This is a genomic window from Pantoea wallisii, from assembly GCF_002095485.1.
GTDB lineage: Bacteria > Pseudomonadota > Gammaproteobacteria > Enterobacterales > Enterobacteriaceae > Pantoea > Pantoea wallisii.
The window spans coordinates 1-18,229 of sequence record NZ_MLFS01000077.1; the positions used below are offsets into that span (position 1 = coordinate 1).

16 protein-coding genes and 3 pseudogenes are annotated in these 18,229 nt (G+C 56.3%); 7 read left to right on the forward strand and 12 right to left on the reverse strand.

Annotated elements, in window-relative coordinates; all coding sequences use genetic code 11:
- From HA48_RS19900 to HA48_RS19910, 3 genes and pseudogenes are all read right to left on the reverse strand, one after another.
- Positions 1-461: pseudogene (locus HA48_RS19900) on the reverse strand (30S ribosomal protein S6--L-glutamate ligase); the annotation flags it as partial.
- 17 nt (positions 462-478) lie between these two features.
- Positions 479-1,201 carry an oxygen-insensitive NADPH nitroreductase gene (gene nfsA / locus HA48_RS19905; RefSeq protein ID WP_128602858.1) on the reverse strand — a complete coding sequence of 241 codons (723 nt, stop codon included), beginning with the start codon at positions 1,199-1,201 and terminating at the stop codon, positions 479-481.
- A gap of 12 nt (positions 1,202-1,213) precedes the next feature.
- Positions 1,214-1,465 carry a DUF1418 family protein gene (locus HA48_RS19910; protein WP_128602859.1) on the reverse strand — a complete coding sequence of 84 codons (252 nt, stop codon included), beginning with the start codon at positions 1,463-1,465 and terminating at the stop codon, positions 1,214-1,216.
- A gap of 271 nt (positions 1,466-1,736) precedes the next feature.
- On the opposite strand from HA48_RS19910, the gene HA48_RS19915 reads away from it, so the two are divergent.
- Entirely contained in the window at positions 1,737-2,000 is a 264-nt protein-coding gene (locus HA48_RS19915; protein ID WP_128602860.1) for a GrxA family glutaredoxin, read from the forward strand.
- Between the two features lie 30 nt (positions 2,001-2,030).
- Here the strand turns inward: HA48_RS19915 and ybjM are convergent, their stop codons facing one another.
- Positions 2,031-2,402: an inner membrane protein YbjM gene (gene ybjM / locus HA48_RS19920; protein WP_128602861.1), complete on the reverse strand. Its 372-nt coding sequence runs from the start codon at positions 2,400-2,402 to the stop codon at positions 2,031-2,033.
- Positions 2,403-2,735: 333 nt separating this feature from the next.
- Here ybjM and HA48_RS19925 point away from each other — a divergent pair, with 333 nt between their 5' ends.
- The 3 genes from HA48_RS19925 (at position 2,736) to ybjG (ending at position 5,967) form a co-directional block, all read left to right on the forward strand.
- A complete protein-coding gene (locus tag HA48_RS19925) occupies positions 2,736-4,424 on the forward strand; it encodes an aspartate:alanine antiporter (protein WP_128602862.1) in 1,689 nt (562 codons plus the stop codon).
- 201 nt (positions 4,425-4,625) lie between these two features.
- The gene (locus HA48_RS19930; protein ID WP_128602863.1) at positions 4,626-5,375 is read left to right on the forward strand and encodes a phosphatase PAP2 family protein; all 750 of its coding nucleotides are present in this window, start codon (positions 4,626-4,628) and stop codon (positions 5,373-5,375) included.
- A complete protein-coding gene (gene ybjG / locus HA48_RS19935) occupies positions 5,362-5,967 on the forward strand; it encodes an undecaprenyl-diphosphate phosphatase (protein WP_128602864.1) in 606 nt (201 codons plus the stop codon). Before HA48_RS19930 ends, ybjG begins: the two co-directional genes overlap by 14 nt.
- Positions 5,968-6,042: 75 nt before the next feature.
- On the opposite strand, the pseudogene HA48_RS19940 reads toward ybjG, so the two are convergent.
- Positions 6,043-7,247 (reverse strand): annotated as a pseudogene (locus tag HA48_RS19940) (serine hydrolase).
- Between the two features lie 267 nt (positions 7,248-7,514).
- On the opposite strand from HA48_RS19940, the gene HA48_RS19945 reads away from it, so the two are divergent.
- Positions 7,515-8,171, forward strand: a complete 657-nt coding sequence (locus tag HA48_RS19945; protein ID WP_128602865.1) for an HAD family hydrolase — start codon at positions 7,515-7,517, stop codon at positions 8,169-8,171.
- A gap of 1 nt (position 8,172) precedes the next feature.
- Here the strand turns inward: HA48_RS19945 and HA48_RS19950 are convergent, their stop codons facing one another.
- Both HA48_RS19950 and HA48_RS19955 read right to left on the reverse strand, forming a co-directional pair.
- A complete protein-coding gene (locus tag HA48_RS19950) occupies positions 8,173-9,306 on the reverse strand; it encodes a PQQ-dependent sugar dehydrogenase (protein WP_128602866.1) in 1,134 nt (377 codons plus the stop codon).
- A 112-nt stretch (positions 9,307-9,418) separates the two neighbouring features.
- Positions 9,419-10,053, reverse strand: a pseudogene (locus tag HA48_RS19955) (carbonic anhydrase).
- Between the two features lie 482 nt (positions 10,054-10,535).
- Here HA48_RS19955 and rimO point away from each other — a divergent pair.
- Positions 10,536-11,861, forward strand: a complete 1,326-nt coding sequence (gene rimO / locus HA48_RS19960; protein WP_128602867.1) for a 30S ribosomal protein S12 methylthiotransferase RimO — start codon at positions 10,536-10,538, stop codon at positions 11,859-11,861.
- On the opposite strand, the gene HA48_RS19965 is transcribed toward rimO, so the two are convergent.
- Positions 11,858-12,307, reverse strand: a complete 450-nt coding sequence (locus HA48_RS19965; RefSeq protein ID WP_128602868.1) for a DUF4385 domain-containing protein — start codon at positions 12,305-12,307, stop codon at positions 11,858-11,860. The two genes, rimO and HA48_RS19965, sit on opposite strands and share 4 nt — an antisense overlap.
- Positions 12,308-12,423: 116 nt before the next feature.
- On the opposite strand from HA48_RS19965, the gene HA48_RS19970 reads away from it, so the two are divergent.
- Positions 12,424-14,091, forward strand: a complete 1,668-nt coding sequence (locus HA48_RS19970; RefSeq protein ID WP_128602869.1) for a methyl-accepting chemotaxis protein — start codon at positions 12,424-12,426, stop codon at positions 14,089-14,091.
- A 141-nt stretch (positions 14,092-14,232) separates the two neighbouring features.
- Here HA48_RS19970 and gsiD read toward each other — a convergent pair whose 3' ends face one another.
- The 4 genes from gsiD to HA48_RS19990 form a co-directional block, all read right to left on the reverse strand.
- Positions 14,233-15,138 (reverse strand): glutathione ABC transporter permease GsiD, encoded by a 906-nt coding sequence (gene gsiD / locus HA48_RS19975; RefSeq protein ID WP_128602870.1) that lies wholly within the window; start codon positions 15,136-15,138, stop codon positions 14,233-14,235.
- Positions 15,139-15,148: 10 nt separating this feature from the next.
- Entirely contained in the window at positions 15,149-16,069 is a 921-nt protein-coding gene (gsiC, locus tag HA48_RS19980) for a glutathione ABC transporter permease GsiC (protein WP_128602871.1), read from the reverse strand.
- Positions 16,070-16,118: 49 nt separating this feature from the next.
- Positions 16,119-17,654, reverse strand: coding sequence for a glutathione ABC transporter substrate-binding protein GsiB (gene gsiB, locus HA48_RS19985; RefSeq protein ID WP_128602872.1), 1,536 nt, complete (start codon positions 17,652-17,654; stop codon positions 16,119-16,121).
- Positions 17,655-17,715: 61 nt separating this feature from the next.
- The coding region (locus HA48_RS19990; protein ID WP_128602873.1) for an oligopeptide/dipeptide ABC transporter ATP-binding protein at positions 17,716-18,229 on the reverse strand (514 nt) is incomplete at its 5' end.

The following is an 18,229-nucleotide window of genomic DNA, read 5'->3' on the forward strand; positions in this document are numbered from 1 at the left end:
GCCAGCACCACGCCAATGCCCTGCGTGCCCTCGACCAGCTTGACCACCAGCGGCGCTCCGCCCACCATGGCGATGAGATCCTGAGTATCGTCGGGTGATGAAGCAAAGCCGGTGACGGGCATATCAATGCCCTCGCGTGCCAGCAGCTGCAGCGAGCGCAGTTTGTCACGCGCGCGGGTAATTGCCACCGATTCATTCAGCGGATAGCTACCGAGCATCTCAAACTGGCGCAACACCGCCGTGCCGTAGAACGTCGTTGCGGTGCCGATACGCGGAATCACCGCATCAAAATGTCCGAGCGCTTCGCCGCGATAGTGCACCGCGGACGAATCAGAGTTGATGTTCATATAGCAGGAGAGCGGATCGATCATCTGCACCTGATGGCCACGCTCTTCAGCGGCATCACGCAGTCGTTTACACGAATAGAGCGATCCATCACGCGTGAGAATGGCCATCTTCATTGCAGAGTTCCTTGTGCTTAGCGCGTGGCCCAGCCCTGCTGATGCAGGTAATCCAGCATAAATGGCCGGGTCTCTTTGATGATCAGCCGCTGAATCAGCTCGCTCCAGGTTTCTGAGCGCTGGTTGCTGTCGCGCTGCTGATAGTAAGCGGTGATCTCACGATCGTACTGTGCCAGCACCTCCTTATCCAGCGGCTGATAGCAGTTTTCATGCACCAGCATTGCCTGCGGAATACGCGGCTTCACGTCCGGTGAGGCAGCAGGATAACCGATGCAGAAACCAAACAGCGGCAGCACGAACTTTGGCAGCGCCAGCAGCTCGGTTACCTGCGCGATGCTGTTACGAATGCCGCCAATAAAGACGCCGCCCAGGCCGAGCGATTCGGCCGCGACCATGGCGTTCTGCGCCATCAGCGCCGTATCCACGCAGCCGAGCAGCAGCTGTTCAGCGCGCCCAAGTTGCGCCTCCGGACTGATCTGCAGGTGGCGATTAAAATCGGCACAAAATACCCAGAATTCGGCAGCGGCGCTAACCCAGGGCTGGCCGCCGGTCAGCTGTACCAGCTGTTCACGTTTTTCCCGATCGGTGATGCGAATAATAGAGGAGCACTGTAAAAAGCTGGAGGTGGAAGCCGCTTGTGCTGCAGCAATAATCGCGCTGCGCCGGGCGTCATCAATCCCCTGCTCAGTAAAAGCGCGAATGGAACGGTGGCTGCATAGCAGGTCAATGGTCGGCGTCATAATCCTCTCCGGTTACTTCTTTTTGTTGGTTTGATTGAACAACTGCGGCGCCATCGCTTTTGCCGTACGCCACATCATGAGCCAGGCGGCGGGTAACATCAGGGCGATACCGAGGAAAAAGAGCAGTGTCGCCAGCGGTTTTTTCCCGATAAATTCGGGTGCAGCCAGCCAGTCATTAACCAGCAGTAAGGCACCAATCACCGCGATCACGCCAAGCAGCTCCAGCAGCAACACAGGTTTTGGCAAGGTGGCCAGATTACGCATGCGATGTTTCCGTTGTTGTTCAGGGGGTAAATTGCAGTCTATACCCGAATAATTTGCGCTGCAGGACAGCGTCAGGCCTGTTTATCCCCGCCGGGGTGAACAAGTGTAGCCTGTGCGCCTGCAGAATAAAGTCTGGCGGCTATAGGCAGCGCGCATCAGAGTAACAGGCAATTTTTACTTTTCTTAAGCAGTACGGGCGGGCATGATGTGACGCATTATTCACGCTGTGATGTGACAACGCTCACAAAACAGCAGCGGAAGGAGAGAAGCAATGATTGCAGTGATTTTTGGCCGTTCCAGCTGCCCTTACTGCGTACGTGCAAAAGAGTTGGCCACCAAGTTAACCAACGAGCGCGACGACTTTAATTACCAGTATGTCGACATTCAGGCGACCGGCATCACCAAAGCCGACCTGGAAGCGCGCGCCGGTAAGCCGGTTTCTACCGTGCCGCAAATTTTCCTCGACGATCAGCATATCGGTGGCTACACCGAGTTCGCTGCCTGGACGAAAGAGAATCTGGGTATCGAAGCGTAATTCAGCGGGCCTGCGGGCCCGTTTTTGCTTTTAGCCGGCACGCATCGCCAGCATAATGCGCAGCAGCCGCACCAGCAGTGCCCCACAGCCCGCCCAGAACAGCGCACTCAGACTCCACGCCAGCACCAGCAGCCCGCTATGCGTCATCGGCACAGCCAGCACCACCCATGCCATACCTGCCAGCGTACCCGCCAGCGCGACCCAAAGCGTGGCGATCAGTGGACGCCGGGGTTGCAGCAGCGCCATCAGCATGCCCGGCAGTAAAAACAGCAGCAGCTCGGGCTGACCGCGCACTGCCTGCGCCGTGGTTGCCAGCCAGAAATGATGGGCAAAAATAAACACCAGCGTATAAAGCATCACGCCCAGAACCGATGCTGGCCAGCGATTATTGCGCTGCAACATAACTATCCTCAACTTTAGCGTTAACAATATTGAAACGTTTAACTGCCTGGTGTGTTTAAGTGGAAATAAAAAGAAACAGCTGCTGGCAGAGGGAAAAGAGACTGCTGATAGCTGAGGGTATTAATTATGTTTAGAATAACGCCGCTTTATACCGGTCATATCTGAAGTACAGAGTGAACGGCAGCACATTTAATGCTCTGTCTGCCGCTGATACGCTAAAGCGTACTGTTTTTAGCCTGTGCTCTTTCGGCAACATGGATGCTGGCGGCCGTGACAAGATAGCGAAAAAAGGCCTTTTCATCAACCCGTTACAAGTAAATAAGAAGTTAAACCGTGAACATAAACGTCGCAGAATTGTTAAGTGGAAATGACGTTCTGTTATTATTTGTCGTTTTAGCGCTCGGGCTGTGCCTGGGTAAATTACGCCTTGGTTCCGTTCAGCTCGGTAATTCTATTGGTGTGCTGGTGGTTTCGCTGATTTTAGGCCAGCAACACTTCGCCATTAATACCGACGCGCTTAGCCTGGGTTTTATGCTGTTTATTTTTTGTGTTGGCGTTGAAGCCGGTCCTAACTTTTTCTCTATCTTTTTCCGCGACGGTAAAAACTATTTCTTTCTGGCGATCGTCATGGTGGTCAGCGCGCTGCTGATTGCGCTCACGCTGGGGAAAGTCTTCGGCTGGGATATTGGCCTGACGGCGGGCATGCTGGCGGGATCGATGACCTCAACGCCGGTGCTGGTGGGTGCCGGTGATACGCTGCGGCAGAGCATCAGCGATGGCCAGCAGCTGGGGCGCATGCAGGATAATCTCAGCCTGGGGTACGCCCTCACCTATCTGATTGGTCTGGTGAGCCTGATATTTGGCGCGCGCTATCTGCCGCGCCTGCAACATCAGGATCTGCCGACCTGCGCACAGCAGATCGCGCGCGAGCGCGGCCTTGATGCTGACAGCCAGCGCAAAGTGTTTCTGCCGGTGATCCGCGCCTACCGCGTGGGGCCGGAGCTGGTTGAGTGGAGCGGCGGCAAGAACCTGCGTGAGCTCGGCATCCATCGCCAGACCGGCTGCTACATTGAGCGTCTGCGCCGTAACGGTATTCTCGCCAGCCCGGACGGCGATGCCATGCTGCAGCTCGGCGATGAGATTTCGCTGGTGGGTTACCCGGACGCGCACGCCCGGCTGGACGCCAGCTTCCGCAACGGCAAAGAGGTGTTTGATCGCGATCTGCTGGATATGCGCATCGTGACTGAAGAGATTGTGGTGAAAAACCACAATGCGGTGAACAAGCGCCTCAGCCATCTGAAACTGACCGATCACGGCTGTTTCCTTAACCGGGTGATCCGCAGTCAGATTGAGATGCCGATAGACGACAGCATCATGCTCAATAAAGGCGATGTGCTGCAGGTGAGCGGTGAAGCGCGCCGGGTGAAAAGCCTGGCCGATCGCATCGGTTTTATTGCCATACATAGCCAGATGACCGATCTGCTGGCGTTCTGTGCCTTCTTTATTATCGGTTTAATGATCGGCATGATCACCTTCCAGTTCAGCAACTTTAGCTTTGGCATCGGTAACGCGGCGGGCCTGCTGTTCGCGGGGATCATGCTGGGCTTCCTGCGTGCCAACCACCCCACGTTCGGCTACATTCCGCAGGGGGCGCTGACCATGGTGAAAGAGTTTGGGCTAATGGTGTTTATGGCTGGCGTGGGCCTGAGCGCTGGCAGCGGCTTGCAGCACGGTCTTGGCGGCGCAGGTGCACTGATGCTGCTGAGCGGTTTACTCGTCAGCCTGCTGCCGGTCGTGATCTGTTACCTGTTTGGCGCTTATGTGCTGCGCATGAATCGTGCGCTGCTGTTCGGCGCCATTATGGGGGCACGTACCTGTGCACCGGCCATGGAGATCATCAGCGATACCGCGCGCAGTAGCATTCCGGCACTCGGCTATGCAGGAACTTATGCCATTGCTAACGTTTTGCTGACGCTGGCGGGCACCCTGATCGTGATAATCTGGCCGCTTTTGCCTTTTTAAAAATATTTTGTGCCTGCCAAGAACTTATCTCAGCAGGTGCAGTCTGAATAAGTGCCACTGCTTTTCTTTGAAATCCCCAAATTGAGGAGCCCGTTAGCCATCTGCTAGCGGGTTTTTTTATGCCTGCAGTATCACCGCTTAAGGTTGCCCTAAGCGTAAATTGCGACCCTGCTGCTCTGGCCTCGCTATTTTCGAATATTCATGCAACTTTCATCAAACTTAAACACTCCAACAACCCGCAGTGAGATTAAGAGCACGACTATTTATTCTTTGTCGTGGCGCTTTTACGCTATCAACTTCATTTTGCTGGCAATTCTGGCACTGGTTTTTCTGCTGTGGTCACGCAATGAAAATCTGGATATCGCCCTCAGCCGGATGTGGTTTGATCCGCTGACGCAACGCTTTCCCTGGCAGCACAATCGCTGGCTGGACCTGCTCAATCATCGCATTCTCAAAGATGCGATCATTGCCGGATCGGTGCTGCTGCTGTTACGCGGTCTCTACCTGCGCGAGGGCCGGCGGATTTTGGTGGCCCTGCTCGCCGGTTGCGGTCCGCTGGTGGTCGGAATACTGAAAGCGCACAGCGCACACTCCTGCCCGTGGGATTTGGCGCTGTTTGGCGGTAAGGCTGCGACCTTTGCGTTACTGGATGCGGTGCCGGCCAACAGCGGTCCGGGGCAGTGTTTCCCCGGCGGTCACGCCTCAAGCGGCTTTGCGCTGATGGCCCTGTTTTTTCTGTGGTGGCCGGAGCGTCCGCGCTGCGCGCTGCTGGCGCTGGCGGGCGGTATCGTTCTGGGGCTGCTGATGGGCTATGGCCAGGTGATGCGGGGCGCGCACTTCTTCTCACATAACCTGTGGGCGGGCTGGTGGGTGTGGCTGAGCCAGGTGCTGATTTTTGCCGGCGTTTCTTTTTGGGTAAATAAGACGAGGAAAAGGGATGGAAGCCATTAACCACACCCTGTTTTTATGGATTAACGCCACGCCGGACTCCCCGGCGTGGCTGCTGGGTCTGGCGACATTTATCGCCAAAGATGTGATTGCCATTGTGCCACTGCTGATTGTCGCGCTCTGGCTGTGGGGGCCGCGCGATCAGGTGCAATCGCAACGCGCGCTGGTGTTAAAAACCGGCATGGCGCTGATTTATGCCCTGAGTATTTCGTGGTGTGTGGGCCAGCTATTACCGCATCCGCGTCCGTTTGCAATTGGCTTTGGTCACCAGTTCCTTTCTCACGCTGCTGATGACTCCTACCCGAGCGATCACGGCACGACGATCTTTACCTTTGCTCTGGCCTTTATGTTCTGGCATCGCCGCTGGTCCGGCGTCATTTTGCTGGCGGTGGGCAGCGCGATTGCGTGGTCACGCGTCTATCTGGGCGTGCACTGGCCGCTCGATATGCTGGGTGGTTTCCTGGTGGGGATTTTGGGTTGTCTGGCGTCGCATCTCGCCTGGCAGCTGTATGGCCAGCGCATGCTGGCGTTGACGCACCAGATTTATCGCGCCCTGTTTGCCATGCCGATTAAGAAGGGCTGGATTCGCGATTAAGCACGCTGCAAGGCTGCGGGCCGTGCAGCATATAGTGATGCCGGCCCCTTGTTGCTCCGTTCCCGTTGCGGGAGTTTAACTAAACCACTTCCCGAACCAGCCGTTGAATTTCATCATGATGAAATCCCAGATACGGCCAATAAAGCCGGCTTCCGGTACGTCCTCCATGGCCACCAGTGGACGCTGCTCAATGGTCTTTCCATCCAGCTGAAAATCGATGGTCCCTACCACCTGATCCTTCTTCAGTGGGGCTTCCAGCTGCGGTGAATTGAGTGTAAAACTCGCTTTCAGGTTTTTCATCTGCCTTTCGGAAGGGTGATGGCGGCATCCTTCGCCACCCCCAGATTCACCTGATTGCGCTCACCAAACCACACGCGCTGCTGTGCAAAAGGTTTATCAGATTTAATCGGCGTGACGGTTTCATAGAAACGGAAGCCCCACGTTAGCAGCTTCTCACTCTCGCGGAAGCGAATCGCGTCGCTCTGCGTCCCCAGCACTACTGAGATCAGCCGCATATCGCCCTCCACCGCCGAGGCCACCAGGTTATTCCCCGCGCCAGAGGTATGGCCGGTTTTAATACCGTCAACCTTGAGGTTGCTGCTCCACAGCAGACGGTTACGGTTCATCTGCTTAATATTATTGAAGGTAAACTCTTTCTGGCTGTTCAGGGCATACTCATCCGGCACATCCCTGATCAAACGCTGACCGATAATGGCCATGTCACGCGCGGTACTGTACTGCCCTTCCGCATCCAGGCCATGCACTGTCATAAAGTGCGTATTCTGCAGGCCAAACGCTTTAACATAGTTATTCATCAGCCCGATAAAGGAGTCCTGACTGCCCGCCACATAATCGGCCAGCGCAATACAGGCATCGTTGCCGGATTGAATCACTACGCCTTTATTGAGTTCTGAAACCGGAATGCGATCGCCCGGCTTCAGAAACATCAGCGATGAGCCGCGCAGCTTAGGATTGCCGGTCGCCCAGGCATCCTGACCGATGGTCACCATATCGTTATTGGTGATCTTGCCGGACTTCAGCGCCTGGCCCACGACATAGCTGGTCATCATTTTGGTCAGGCTGGCCGGATCGAGGCGCTGATCGGCATTGGACTCCGTCAGCACTTTGCCGCTGTTATAATCGATCAGAATCCAGGCTTTGGCATCAATTTGCGGCGCAGCAGGTGACTGCTCTGCCAGCGCGGCGGCCGGGATAAGCAGTATGAGTAAGGAAGTCGCCACCAGAGGGCGTAGTGCAGCTGTCAGTGTATTTTTTCTCATGAGCGTGACCAGAGAGTCCTTGTTAAATCATGGTTTTGTGCCGGCAAGACATGTCCTGCCCCACGCTAACGGTTCACGCCAGCGAAAAAAACCGCCCTTTCGTAAAGTTTTCTAGAGTTTCTTAGAGTAACCCTGGCATGTGCGCCGCGGCCAGCATCGTGCGCTCATCGCCGGAAAAACTGCGTGAAATTCCGAATTTTCGCAGAACAGGCAGGACAGTCATAAAATTCCGCTAACCTGATGCCAGTCAGCCCGAGGAGAACCATGATGGACTTAGCCGTTTTCGATCTGGACGAAACCCTGATTTGTGAAGACAGCACCAGCCTCTGGCTGCGCTGGCTGGTTTCACAGGGTTTCGCCCCTGAAGCACTGATAGCGCAGGAGCAGGCGTTGATGCGGCAGTATCACGCCGGTAATTTATCGATTGAAGAGTACATGCAGACAACGCTGGCGCCACTGGCCGGGATGGCCACGCTGACCGTGGCCGGCTGGGTGCGGCGCTTCATTCACCGCGACATCATGCCGCGCGTCTTCCCCGCCGCCCTTGAGCGCATCCGCTGGCATCAGCAGCGCGGTGATAGCGTCATAATTATCACCGCCAGTGGCGATCATCTGGCCGTACCGATTGCTGAACGGCTTGGCGTAGAGGGCGCGCTGGCTATTGGCGTTGAAGTCACCGATGAGCGCTATAGCGGGCACATCTATGGCACTGCCACTTATCGGGAAGGCAAGGTAACCCGCCTGGGTGACTGGAAAGCCCTGCAGCAGGATCGACGTTTTGAGAAGACCTGGGCTTATAGCGATTCAATGAACGACCTGCCGCTGCTGGCCCATGCCGATCACGCCTGGGTTATCAACCCGGATGCGCTGCTGCACCAGGAGGCACAGCAGCGCGGCTGGCAGGTGTGTCACTGGGTGCGCTAACTTAACCCTGTGCGGCGCTGGCGCTCTCCGCCAGCCCCACTTTCAATAGCTTGCCGTTGGCCTCATCGGTGAGCACATAGAGATAGCCATCCGGCCCCTGACGCACGTCACGAATGCGCTCGCCGCGATCTTTCAGCAGCCGCTGCTCTTCCACCACCTTCTCACCGTTAACCCGCAGACGGATCAGGCTCTTATCTTTCAGCGCGCCGATAAACAGCGAATTTTTCCACTGCGGGAAACGTGCGCTGTTGTAAAACGCCATGCCGCTGATGGCCGGGGAGACCTTCCACCAGAACAGAGGCTGCGTGGTGCCCGCGGCATCTGTGCCCTGCGCCTCCGGTACTTTATCGCCGCTGTAATCAATACCGTATGTCGCCAGCGGCCAGCCGTAGTTTTTGCCTTTCTCTGCGCTGTTCACTTCATCGCCGCCGCGCGGACCGTGCTCGCTCTCCCACATCTGCTGCGCCCAGGGATTGAACGCCAGCCCCTGCGGATTGCGCACGCCATATGACCAGATCTCCGCACGTGCGCCCTGTCGGTTCACAAACGGGTTATCCGACGGCGTTTTGCCATCCTGCGTCAGACGCACGATTTTACCGGAGAGCTTATCCAGATCCTGCGCGCTGCTGCTGGCAAAATTATCGCCAAAGGCGATATAGAGGAAGCCCTGACGATCGAAGGCCAGCCGCGTACCCATGTTGGCACCGCTGGAAAGTTTAGGCGTCTGCTCCAGTACTACTCTGAAGTCATGAAGCTGCCGGTTGTTATCGCTGAGAATACCGTAGCCCACCACGCCGCCCGCGCGGCCACGGTTATCCGCCGTGGTATAACTGAGCCATACGCGTCGACTTTGCGCAAAATCGGGTGCCAGCACCACATCCAGCAGACCGCCCTGCCGGTTTGCCCACACCTTTGGCACGCCGCTGATCGGCTGCGAGAGCCCTTTGCCTGGCTGCCAGCTGCGTAGCTGGCCGGATCGTTCAGTGATGAGTAAGGTTTGATTGTCCGGCAGAAACGCTACCGACCAGGGATGATCAAGTTTGTCCTGCAGGACCTGCACCTGTACATCGGCCGCAAGCGCGACAAAAGAACAGTTTAACGCGCCAGCCAGCAGCGCAACACGCCATAAACGCATGGGATTCTCCTTTTTCACGGTCTGCGCTTAAGCGTAGTCAGCCGGTAAAAAAGGATGTGCAGGATTTACAAAACATTAAGCCCGGCGTGGCGCCGGGCTTAAGCAGGCAGGATTATTCGAAGCAGGTTTCCGGATTATCAGCCAGCGAAATAAAAGACTCGCCACCTTTAGTTAATGCGTTGATACCGCCGCTTTCAATATCGTAAACCCACCCGTGCAGACGCAATTTGCCTTTACGCAGCGCGACGGAAACAGAGGGGTGTGTTTTGATATTGTTGAGCTGAGCGATGACGTTCTCTTTCACCATCTCATTAAGACGCACTTCAACGGAATCGTAGTTACGCTCATCCACCACGCTTTCGCCGCATTGGCATAGTGCAGCCAGTGATCAACCGCCGGCATGCTCTCCAGATCGGCATTAGAGGCAATCGCATTCATGGCGCCACAGTTGGAGTGGCCGCAGATGATGATTTCCGTCACGCCCAGCGCTAACACGGCATATTCAATCGTGGCGGATACACCGCCCGGCTCCGGACCAAACGGCGGTACAATGTTGCCGGCGTTACGGATGACAAACAGCTGACCCGGCTCAGATTGCGTGACCAGCTCCGGCACCAGACGGCTGTCTGAGCAGGAGATAAACAGCGCTTTGGGATTCTGGTTTGACGCCAGACGTTTGAAAAGATCCTTCCTTTCAGGAAACACATTCTGTTGGAAATTCAGAAAACCTTTAACGATCTCTTGCATTTGTCTGCTCTCACATTATCCGCATCTGCCTGATGCTGTACATCTCAGCACCAGTTCGCGTTTAAAAAAATTTCAGTGTCGTGAACGACTTACAATCACCAACCCGACATTTAAGCAAAACGGGCTGCATTAGACAACCCGGATTGCCCGGGCGTGCAGAGTAAGCGTATACCATAACGCTATCCGTAGCCTATCTGTCACCTGATATCCGCCGGCATCAATACGCAGCTTTACAATTATAGATAATTGATATCGCTCTATTTACTCTGCGGATGTCCGCCAGAACAGCAGAGGTCTCACGCGGCGGGCACAGCGATCAACCTGCACGCTACCGTCAGCCGCCACGCCTCTCTGCGGATTGGCGCCCGTTTATAAGGTGATTTTTTAATAGGGGGTCTTCCACGCTTCCCTATACATTTTCCCCTGCAACCTCTGTACAATCGCCCCCCTATCCACACTAATTATGATGAATTTTTATCCTTATGAGCCATGTCAAAAATCCACCGCGCGTGGGCTTCGTCTCCCTCGGCTGTCCGAAAAACCTCGTTGACTCTGAACGCATCCTGACCGAACTGCGTACGGAAGGTTATGACGTGGTACCACGCTACGATGACGCGGAGATCGTCATCGTTAACACCTGTGGATTTATTGATAGCGCCGTACAGGAGTCACTGGAAGCGATCGGTGAAGCGCTGAATGAAAACGGCAAAGTGATCGTGACCGGCTGTCTCGGGGCGAAAGTGGATCAGATCCGCGAGGTGCACCCCAAAGTGCTGGAGATCACCGGCCCTCATAGCTACGAGCAGGTACTCTCACACGTACACACTTACGTCCCAAAACCGGAGCACAATCCGTTCCTGAGTCTGGTACCGGAACAGGGCGTGAAGCTAACGCCGCGCCACTATGCTTACCTGAAAATTTCCGAAGGCTGTAATCACCGCTGCACCTTCTGCATTATCCCGTCGATGCGTGGCGATCTCGATAGCCGCCCAATTGGTTCAGTGCTTGACGAAGCAAAACGCCTGGTCGAAGCCGGCGTGAAAGAGCTGCTGGTGATTTCGCAGGATACCTCTGCTTACGGCGTTGACGTAAAACACCGTACCGGTTTCTGGAACGGCTCCCCGGTGAAAACCAGTATGGTCAGCCTGTGTGAACAGCTGGCAAAGCTCGGCGTCTGGGTCCGTCTGCACTACGTTTATCCCTATCCGCATGTTGATGACGTGATCCCGCTGATGGCCGAGGGCAAGATTCTGCCGTACCTCGATATTCCTCTGCAGCACGCCAGCCCGCGCATTCTGAAGCTGATGAAGCGCCCAGGTGCGGTCGAGCGTACGCTGGAGCGCATCAAACGCTGGCGCGAAATCTGCCCCGAGCTGACGCTGCGTTCCACCTTCATTGTCGGCTTCCCGGGAGAGACCGAAGAGGATTTCCAGATGCTGCTCGACTTCATCAAAGAGGCGCGACTCGATCGCGTGGGCTGCTTCCAGTACAGCCCGGTAGAGGGCGCAACCGCGAACCAGCTACCCGATCAGGTGCCGGACGAGGTGAAACAGGCGCGTTTCGATCGCTTCATGCAGCTACAGCAGCAGATCTCTGCTGAACGTCTGCAGGAGAAGATCGGCCGTGAAATTCTGGTCATTATCGATGAAGTTGATGAAGAGGGTGCCGTTGGCCGCAGTATGGCGGATGCGCCAGAGATTGACGGCGCAGTGTATCTCAACGGCGACCGTCAGGTGAAAGTGGGCGATGTGGTGCGCGTTAGCGTTGAGCACGCGGATGAGTACGATTTGTGGGGTTCGCGCGTCTAACCGTACTTCTGCTGGTGCGCTTTTTTGCGCGCCAGATAATCGGTATCAACACGCAGCCGATCCCAGCACGCTTTAAAAATGGCCGCAGCAGCGGCCTTCTCTTTCTCTGTGGTGCGCGGTAGCTCATTTCCGTCAGCATCATATTTACGTCCGCCTTTATGATTGCTGTAGCGACGTGCGCGGGTATAGCCCATCTGAATAAATTTTCGCGCCATATCCATCCCGACAAAATCGTCCTGCGCGCGATAGTCCTCAAATAGCGCCATAATTTTCTCTGAAGATTGCTTCGCGACTTCAACCGTGCGAAAGCGCCAGTGCGGCAGAATTTCACTTTTGTACGGCTCTACCATCAGCACGCCCTGCTCACCGCGCCCAACCCGATACAGCTCCGGGTGCTGACGCAAATCGAGATTCTTATAGTCCTGTTCATAATCAAACGCTTTCATTCGTTGGCCTCCCGCCGGCTTTCATTGCTCAGGGTAATTATTTCTCTTTGGCACTTTAGTGTTGCTTTTTTCAACCGATAACATAACTACCGGCTCAATTGCTAAGAGATGCTCAGATGTTCAATAAAATGAAAATCGTAACCGCCATCGTCGTGATTTTGATGGTATTTACGGCGATGCAGGCCATTTCCGGCTCGCTATTTTTCTCTGCGCTTAGCGCAGGACAGCAAAATTTCACCGCCAGTAATCAGCTCTCCCACCAGCAGCGCGAGCTGGGTGATGGCTGGCAAACGCTGGTCAAAACTCGCGTGACCATTAACCGCGTTGCCATCCGTATCCTGAAGAATCAGACCGATGCGCAATCGCTGGCAGCCATTAACAAACTGCTGGTTACCGCGGGTGATTCGCTGGATGAAGCACGTCAGCACTTTAATCAGTATAGAAGCTACCCGCCTGTTGAGGGCCAGAACGCGGCCAGTGCGGAGTCCGTTGAAAAGACATTTAACGCTTACGCCGACCTGTTACAGCAGTCTGCCGTCTTTCTGAAAGCCAACGATTACGCCGCATACGGTAACCTCGACGCCCAGCAGGCACAGGATGCACTGGAAGTGGCTTACAAACAGTGGCGTGAAGAGAATGCACAGTTAACCAATCAGCGCAGCGCAGAAAATGAGCGCGCCTATCAGCAGATGCTGATCATGATGGGTGCGATGGCAGCCGTGGTGATTCTGATGCTGGTAGCGGTCTGGACGCTGGTGCGCCGTATTCTGCTTGCTCCGATGAAGCAGGTGCAGCAGCAGATTGAGCGCTTTGCCGGCGGCGATCTCTCAGCCCGTTTGCAGCTGGATGGCCAGAGTGAGATGGCGTCAATTGCGGCCAGTCTGAGCCACATGCAGCAGGCGCTGCTCGGCACCATCAATAACGTTCGCGATAGCGCGGATGCGATTTTCGGTAGCGCGAGCGCCATTGCCAACGGCAATAACGATCTCTCATCACGTACCGAGCAGCAGGCTGCATCGCTGGAAGAGACGGCCGCCAGTATGGAAGAGCTGACCGCAACGGTGAAGCAGAACGCCGATAATGCGCGTCAGGCTTCACAGCTGGCGAAAACCGCCTCTGAGACTGCCGATAAAGGTGGCAACGTGGTGGAGGGCGTGGTGAAAACCATGCGTGATATCGCCGACAGTTCGAAGAAGATTGCCGATATCACCAGCGTTATTGATGGTATCGCGTTTCAGACCAATATTCTGGCGCTCAACGCTGCCGTAGAAGCGGCACGCGCTGGCGAACAGGGACGCGGGTTCGCCGTGGTCGCGGGTGAGGTGCGAAATCTGGCACAGCGCAGCGCCCAGGCGGCGAAAGAGATTAAGCTGCTGATTGAAAACTCGGTGCAGCGCGTGGATCTTGGTTCACAACAGGTGAGCAGCGCGGGAAATACCATGCAGGAGATCGTTGATGCCGTGACGCGGGTTACCGACATCATGGGTGAAATTGCCTCGGCCTCGGACGAACAGAGTCGCGGTATCGATCAGATTGGCCAGGCGGTGAATGAGATGGATCGCGTGACGCAGCAGAACGCCACGCTGGTGCAGGAGTCGGCGAACGCATCCGCTTCGCTGGAGCAGCAGGCCAGCCGTCTCTCCTCGGCCGTGTCGCGCTTCAACACCGGCGCACGCCAGGCTGTCACTCCGGTAGCGAAAAGCGTGGCACCGATCGCGCCTGTGCCGTCGCGTGCTCTGCCGGCCGCCGTCAGTCACGGCAACGATAACTGGGAGACGTTCTGAGCCCTGGCGGCCCTGCGGGTCGCCACTCCGAAGATCTGAAGCGACAGGATGAGGCAAGCCCGGACGGCACAAAGATGGGCCGATCCGGCGTGCTCAACCTCCCCTCAGCCATGGGCAGCCTGCAGCGAATATGCGTTAAGCTCACGTCTTCAGCTTCGGATCCAGCGCGTCGCGCAATCCGTCACCCAGCAGATTAAAGGCCAGCACCGTCAGGAAGATCGCCAGGCTGGGGAAAATCGCTACGTGGGGCGCAATCACCATATCCGCACGCGCTTCATTTAGCATCGCGCCCCACTCCGGCGTGGGCGGCTGGGCGCCTAACCCCAGAAACGACAAACTCGCAGCCGTGATGATTGATGTGCCAATACGCATGGTGAAGTAGACCACGATGGACGACACTGTACCCGGCAAAATATGCCGCATAATAATCGTCCAGTCCGATGCGCCAATACTGCGTGCTGACTCAATGTAGGTCTGATGTTTCAGCACCAGCGTGTTGCCGCGCACCAGACGGGCAAAGGCGGGAATACTAAAGATCGCCACTGCGACAATGACGTTGCTCATACCGCTGCCCATGATCGCCACCACCGCAATCGCCAGCAGAATCCCGGGAAAAGCGAACAGCACATCACAGACGCGCATGGTTATGCGATCCCACCAGCCTTCGTAGTACCCCGCCAGCAGGCCCAGCACCGTCCCTATAGCTGACCCTATCGCTACCGAAAAGAAGCCCGCGATCAGCGAAATGCGCGTCCCCACCAGCACACGACTGAAAATGTCGCGCCCCAGAGAGTCGACGCCAAACAGATGCATCCACGAAGGGCCTTCATTGAGCCGGTCGTAATCGAAATAGTTCTCTGCATCAAACGGTGCCAGCCACGGCGCGATAAATGCCAGTATGACCAACAGCAGTACAAATGCGCCCGCCAGCATAGCCACGTGCTGATGGCGAAAACGCCGCCAGAATTCACGCCACGGCGTGCGTACCCGGTTTTCCGTGATCGCCGGCATGGTTTTCAGTGCCGCCTCGCGTCGCCAGTTCTTCAATTGCGACTCCTTACCTGTAGCGAATTGCCGGGTTGATCGCCGCGTACAGCATATCGACAATCAGGTTAATCAGAATGAACTCCAGCGAAAATAGCAGCACTTCGGCCTGAATCACCGGGTAGTCGCGCATCGCCACAGAGTCCACCAGTAAACGCCCTAATCCGGGCCAGTTAAATACCACTTCCACCACAATCGAACCGCCCAGCAGGAAGCCAAACTGCAGCCCCATCATCGTCACCACCGGAATCATGGCGTTGCGCAGGCCGTGCTTCACTACCACCAGCGATTCACGCACCCCTTTGGCGCGCGCGGTGCGCATATAATCTTCCTGCATCACCTCAACGAACGACGCGCGGGTAAAGCGCGCCATCACCGCCGCGACCGCCGCACCGAGCGTAATGGATGGCAGGATATAGTGCTGCCAGCTATCGGCGCCAACGGTCGGTAACCAACCCAGCTCCACCGAAAACACCTGCATCAGCAACATCCCCAGTGCGAAGGCGGGGAAAGAGATGCCGGACACCGCCAGCGTCATACCGATGCGATCCGGCCAGCGATTGCGCCATACTGCCGAAACAATGCCGATCGCCATGCCGAAAATCACCGCCCACACCATGCTGGAGAGCGTCAGCCACAGCGTCGGGAAAAAGCGCGCGGCAATCTCCTGCGACACCGGCCGTTTCGAAACCATCGACTGGCCAAAATCGCCCTGCAGCGCATTTACGATAAAGTGCCAGAACTGTTGAATCAGCGGTTGATCCAGCCCCAGATCCTGCCGCACCAGCGCCACGACCGAGGCGTCCGCTTCCGGTCCGGCAATCAGGCGCGCCGGATCGCCCGGCAGCAGGTGTACAAACAGAAACACCAGCACGGCGACAATCAGCAGGGTGGGAATCAACCCCAGTAAGCGTTTGAGAAAATAGTTGAGCATGCGAAATCCTGCGCAGCATCAGCCAGCCCCGCAGGGCTGGCTGCGTCTGTTACTTCAGATCCGCCTCATCAAAATTGAATGAGGTATCGGGCATGACATAAAAACCACTCAGGTTCTTATTGTTGGCAGACAACAGCTGCTCCACCACCAGTGGAATCCACGGATGATCGTTCCAGATGCGATCCTGGGCGTCTTTGTACAGTTTGGCTTTCTGTTCGCGATCGGTGGTTTTGAGCGCATCCGCCAGATCTTTATCCACCTGCGGATTACTGTAGAAAGCAGTATTAAAGATCGCCGGCGGCCAGGAGCTGGTGGCAAACAGCGGCGTCAGCGCCCAGTCGGCTTCGCCGGTTGAGGCTGACCAGCCGGTGTAGAACATGCGTACCCCGCTCTCTTTCTGCCCTTTGCCCTCCACTTCCGCAGCGCGCTGGCCGGCATCCATCGCCGTCACTTTCACCTTCACACCCACCTGCGCCAGCTGCTGCTGCGTAAACTGCAGCACCTTCTGCGCGGTGCTGTGGTTATGCGATGACCACAGCGTGGTCTCAAAGCCGTTCGGGTAGCCCGCCTCTTTCAGTAACGCACGCGCTTTGGCCGGATCGTATTTGATGGCCGGGTAACGCTGGGCGAAATCGATGGACGGCGGCACGATGCCGGTGGCTGGCGTGGCGTAACCGGCAAAGGCCACTTTCGCCAGCGCCTGGCGGTTGATGGCGTACTCCAGCGCTTCACGCACTTTCGGATTATCAAAAGGCTTCTGCGTCACGTTCAGGCTGATATAACGCTGCATGATTGACGGCGTTGTCACCACATCCAGCTTGCTATTGCCTTTAAGTAGTTTGGCCTGCTCAAGCGGCACCGGGAAAGCAAAGCTCGCTTCACCGGTCTGCAGCATCGCCGCACGGGTATTGTTATCGACAATCGGACGCCAGGTAATGCTATCCAGCTTCGGATAGCCTTTTTTCCAGTAACCGTCCCACTTCTTCACCTTCACGAAATCGGTCTGGTTCCAGGTTTCGAACTGATACGGACCGGTACCCACCGGGTGGAAACCGATATCTTTGCCATATTTCTTCAGCGCCGTGGGCGAGATCATCGCCGCAGCCGGGTGCGCCAGGTTGTTAATAAAGGCGGAGAACGGCTGCTTCAGGGTAATCTTCACCGTCGCAGGATCGACCACTTCTGTGGTGGCGATGTATTTGAACAGGTTGTAACGCTTGAGATGGTTATCCGGATTACTGGCGCGATCGAGGTTTACCTTGACGGCTTCGGCATTGAAATCGGTGCCATCCTGGAACTTCACGCCCGGACGCAGCTTAATGGTATAGGTCAGGCCATCGCTACTCGCCTCATAGCTCTCCGCCAGCACGTTCACCAGCTTCATCTCTTTATCAAAGCCGAACAGGCCCTGATAGAAAGACTTCGCTACCGCCTGCGACAGCGTATCGTTGGCGTCGTACGGATCCATCGTGGTAAAGGTCGATGCCACTGCAATCACTGCGTCTTTCGCCGCCCAGGCTGGCAGTGCCAGCGCCGAACTCAACAACCCGGCAGTGATAACCCCTTTTCGCATAATATGGTGCATTGTTATCGTTCTCCTGTAGTCCCTGTCTGACGCGCATTTATCGAACGCGCGTGGTTGCTGCTCAGGCGCCGCTAATGGCGTGGCGGGCAACAAAGTGTCCGGGCGCCACTTCCAGTAACGGTGCTACTTCCGGCTCATCACCCAGCGGGCGAATCGGGCTGGGGATCTCATCCACCATCAGCGCCCGCTCACGGTGCCGGTGGGCCGGATCGGCCACCGGCACTGCGGCCATCAGTTTTTTTGTATAGGGATGCCGCGGCTGTTCAAACACAGCCTGACGCGGCCCCATCTCCACAATCTGTCCAAGATACATAACGGCGACACGATGGCTGATGCGCTCCACGACCGCCATGTCGTGTGAAATAAACAGGAAGGCGATGCCGAATTCACGCTGCAGATCCAGCATCAGGTTGATGATCTGCGCCTGGATAGAGACATCAAGCGCAGAGACCGACTCATCGGCAATGACCACTTTCGGGTTGAGCGCCAGCGCGCGCGCAATGCAGATACGCTGCCGCTGACCGCCGGAGAACTCGTGCGGGTAGCGCTGCGCGTGCTCCGGCAGCAGGCCGACG

Excerpts from the sequence above, each read along its gene's own strand:
- nfsA (WP_128602858.1), bottom strand. The coding sequence starts at position 1,201 with ATGACGCCGACCATTGACCTGCTATGCAGCCACCGTTCCATTCGCGCT.
- HA48_RS19910 (WP_128602859.1), bottom strand. The coding sequence starts at position 1,465 with ATGCGTAATCTGGCCACCTTGCCAAAACCTGTGTTGCTGCTGGAGCTG.
- HA48_RS19915 (WP_128602860.1), top strand. The coding sequence starts at position 1,737 with ATGATTGCAGTGATTTTTGGCCGTTCCAGCTGCCCTTACTGCGTACGT.
- ybjM (WP_128602861.1), bottom strand. The coding sequence starts at position 2,402 with ATGTTGCAGCGCAATAATCGCTGGCCAGCATCGGTTCTGGGCGTGATG.
- HA48_RS19930 (WP_128602863.1), top strand. The coding sequence starts at position 4,626 with ATGCAACTTTCATCAAACTTAAACACTCCAACAACCCGCAGTGAGATT.
- ybjG (WP_128602864.1), top strand. The coding sequence starts at position 5,362 with ATGGAAGCCATTAACCACACCCTGTTTTTATGGATTAACGCCACGCCG.
- HA48_RS19945 (WP_128602865.1), top strand. The coding sequence starts at position 7,515 with ATGGACTTAGCCGTTTTCGATCTGGACGAAACCCTGATTTGTGAAGAC.
- HA48_RS19950 (WP_128602866.1), bottom strand. The coding sequence starts at position 9,306 with ATGCGTTTATGGCGTGTTGCGCTGCTGGCTGGCGCGTTAAACTGTTCT.
- rimO (WP_128602867.1), top strand. The coding sequence starts at position 10,536 with ATGAGCCATGTCAAAAATCCACCGCGCGTGGGCTTCGTCTCCCTCGGC.
- HA48_RS19965 (WP_128602868.1), bottom strand. The coding sequence starts at position 12,307 with ATGAAAGCGTTTGATTATGAACAGGACTATAAGAATCTCGATTTGCGT.
- HA48_RS19970 (WP_128602869.1), top strand. The coding sequence starts at position 12,424 with ATGTTCAATAAAATGAAAATCGTAACCGCCATCGTCGTGATTTTGATG.
- gsiC (WP_128602871.1), bottom strand. The coding sequence starts at position 16,069 with ATGCTCAACTATTTTCTCAAACGCTTACTGGGGTTGATTCCCACCCTG.
- gsiB (WP_128602872.1), bottom strand. The coding sequence starts at position 17,654 with ATGCACCATATTATGCGAAAAGGGGTTATCACTGCCGGGTTGTTGAGT.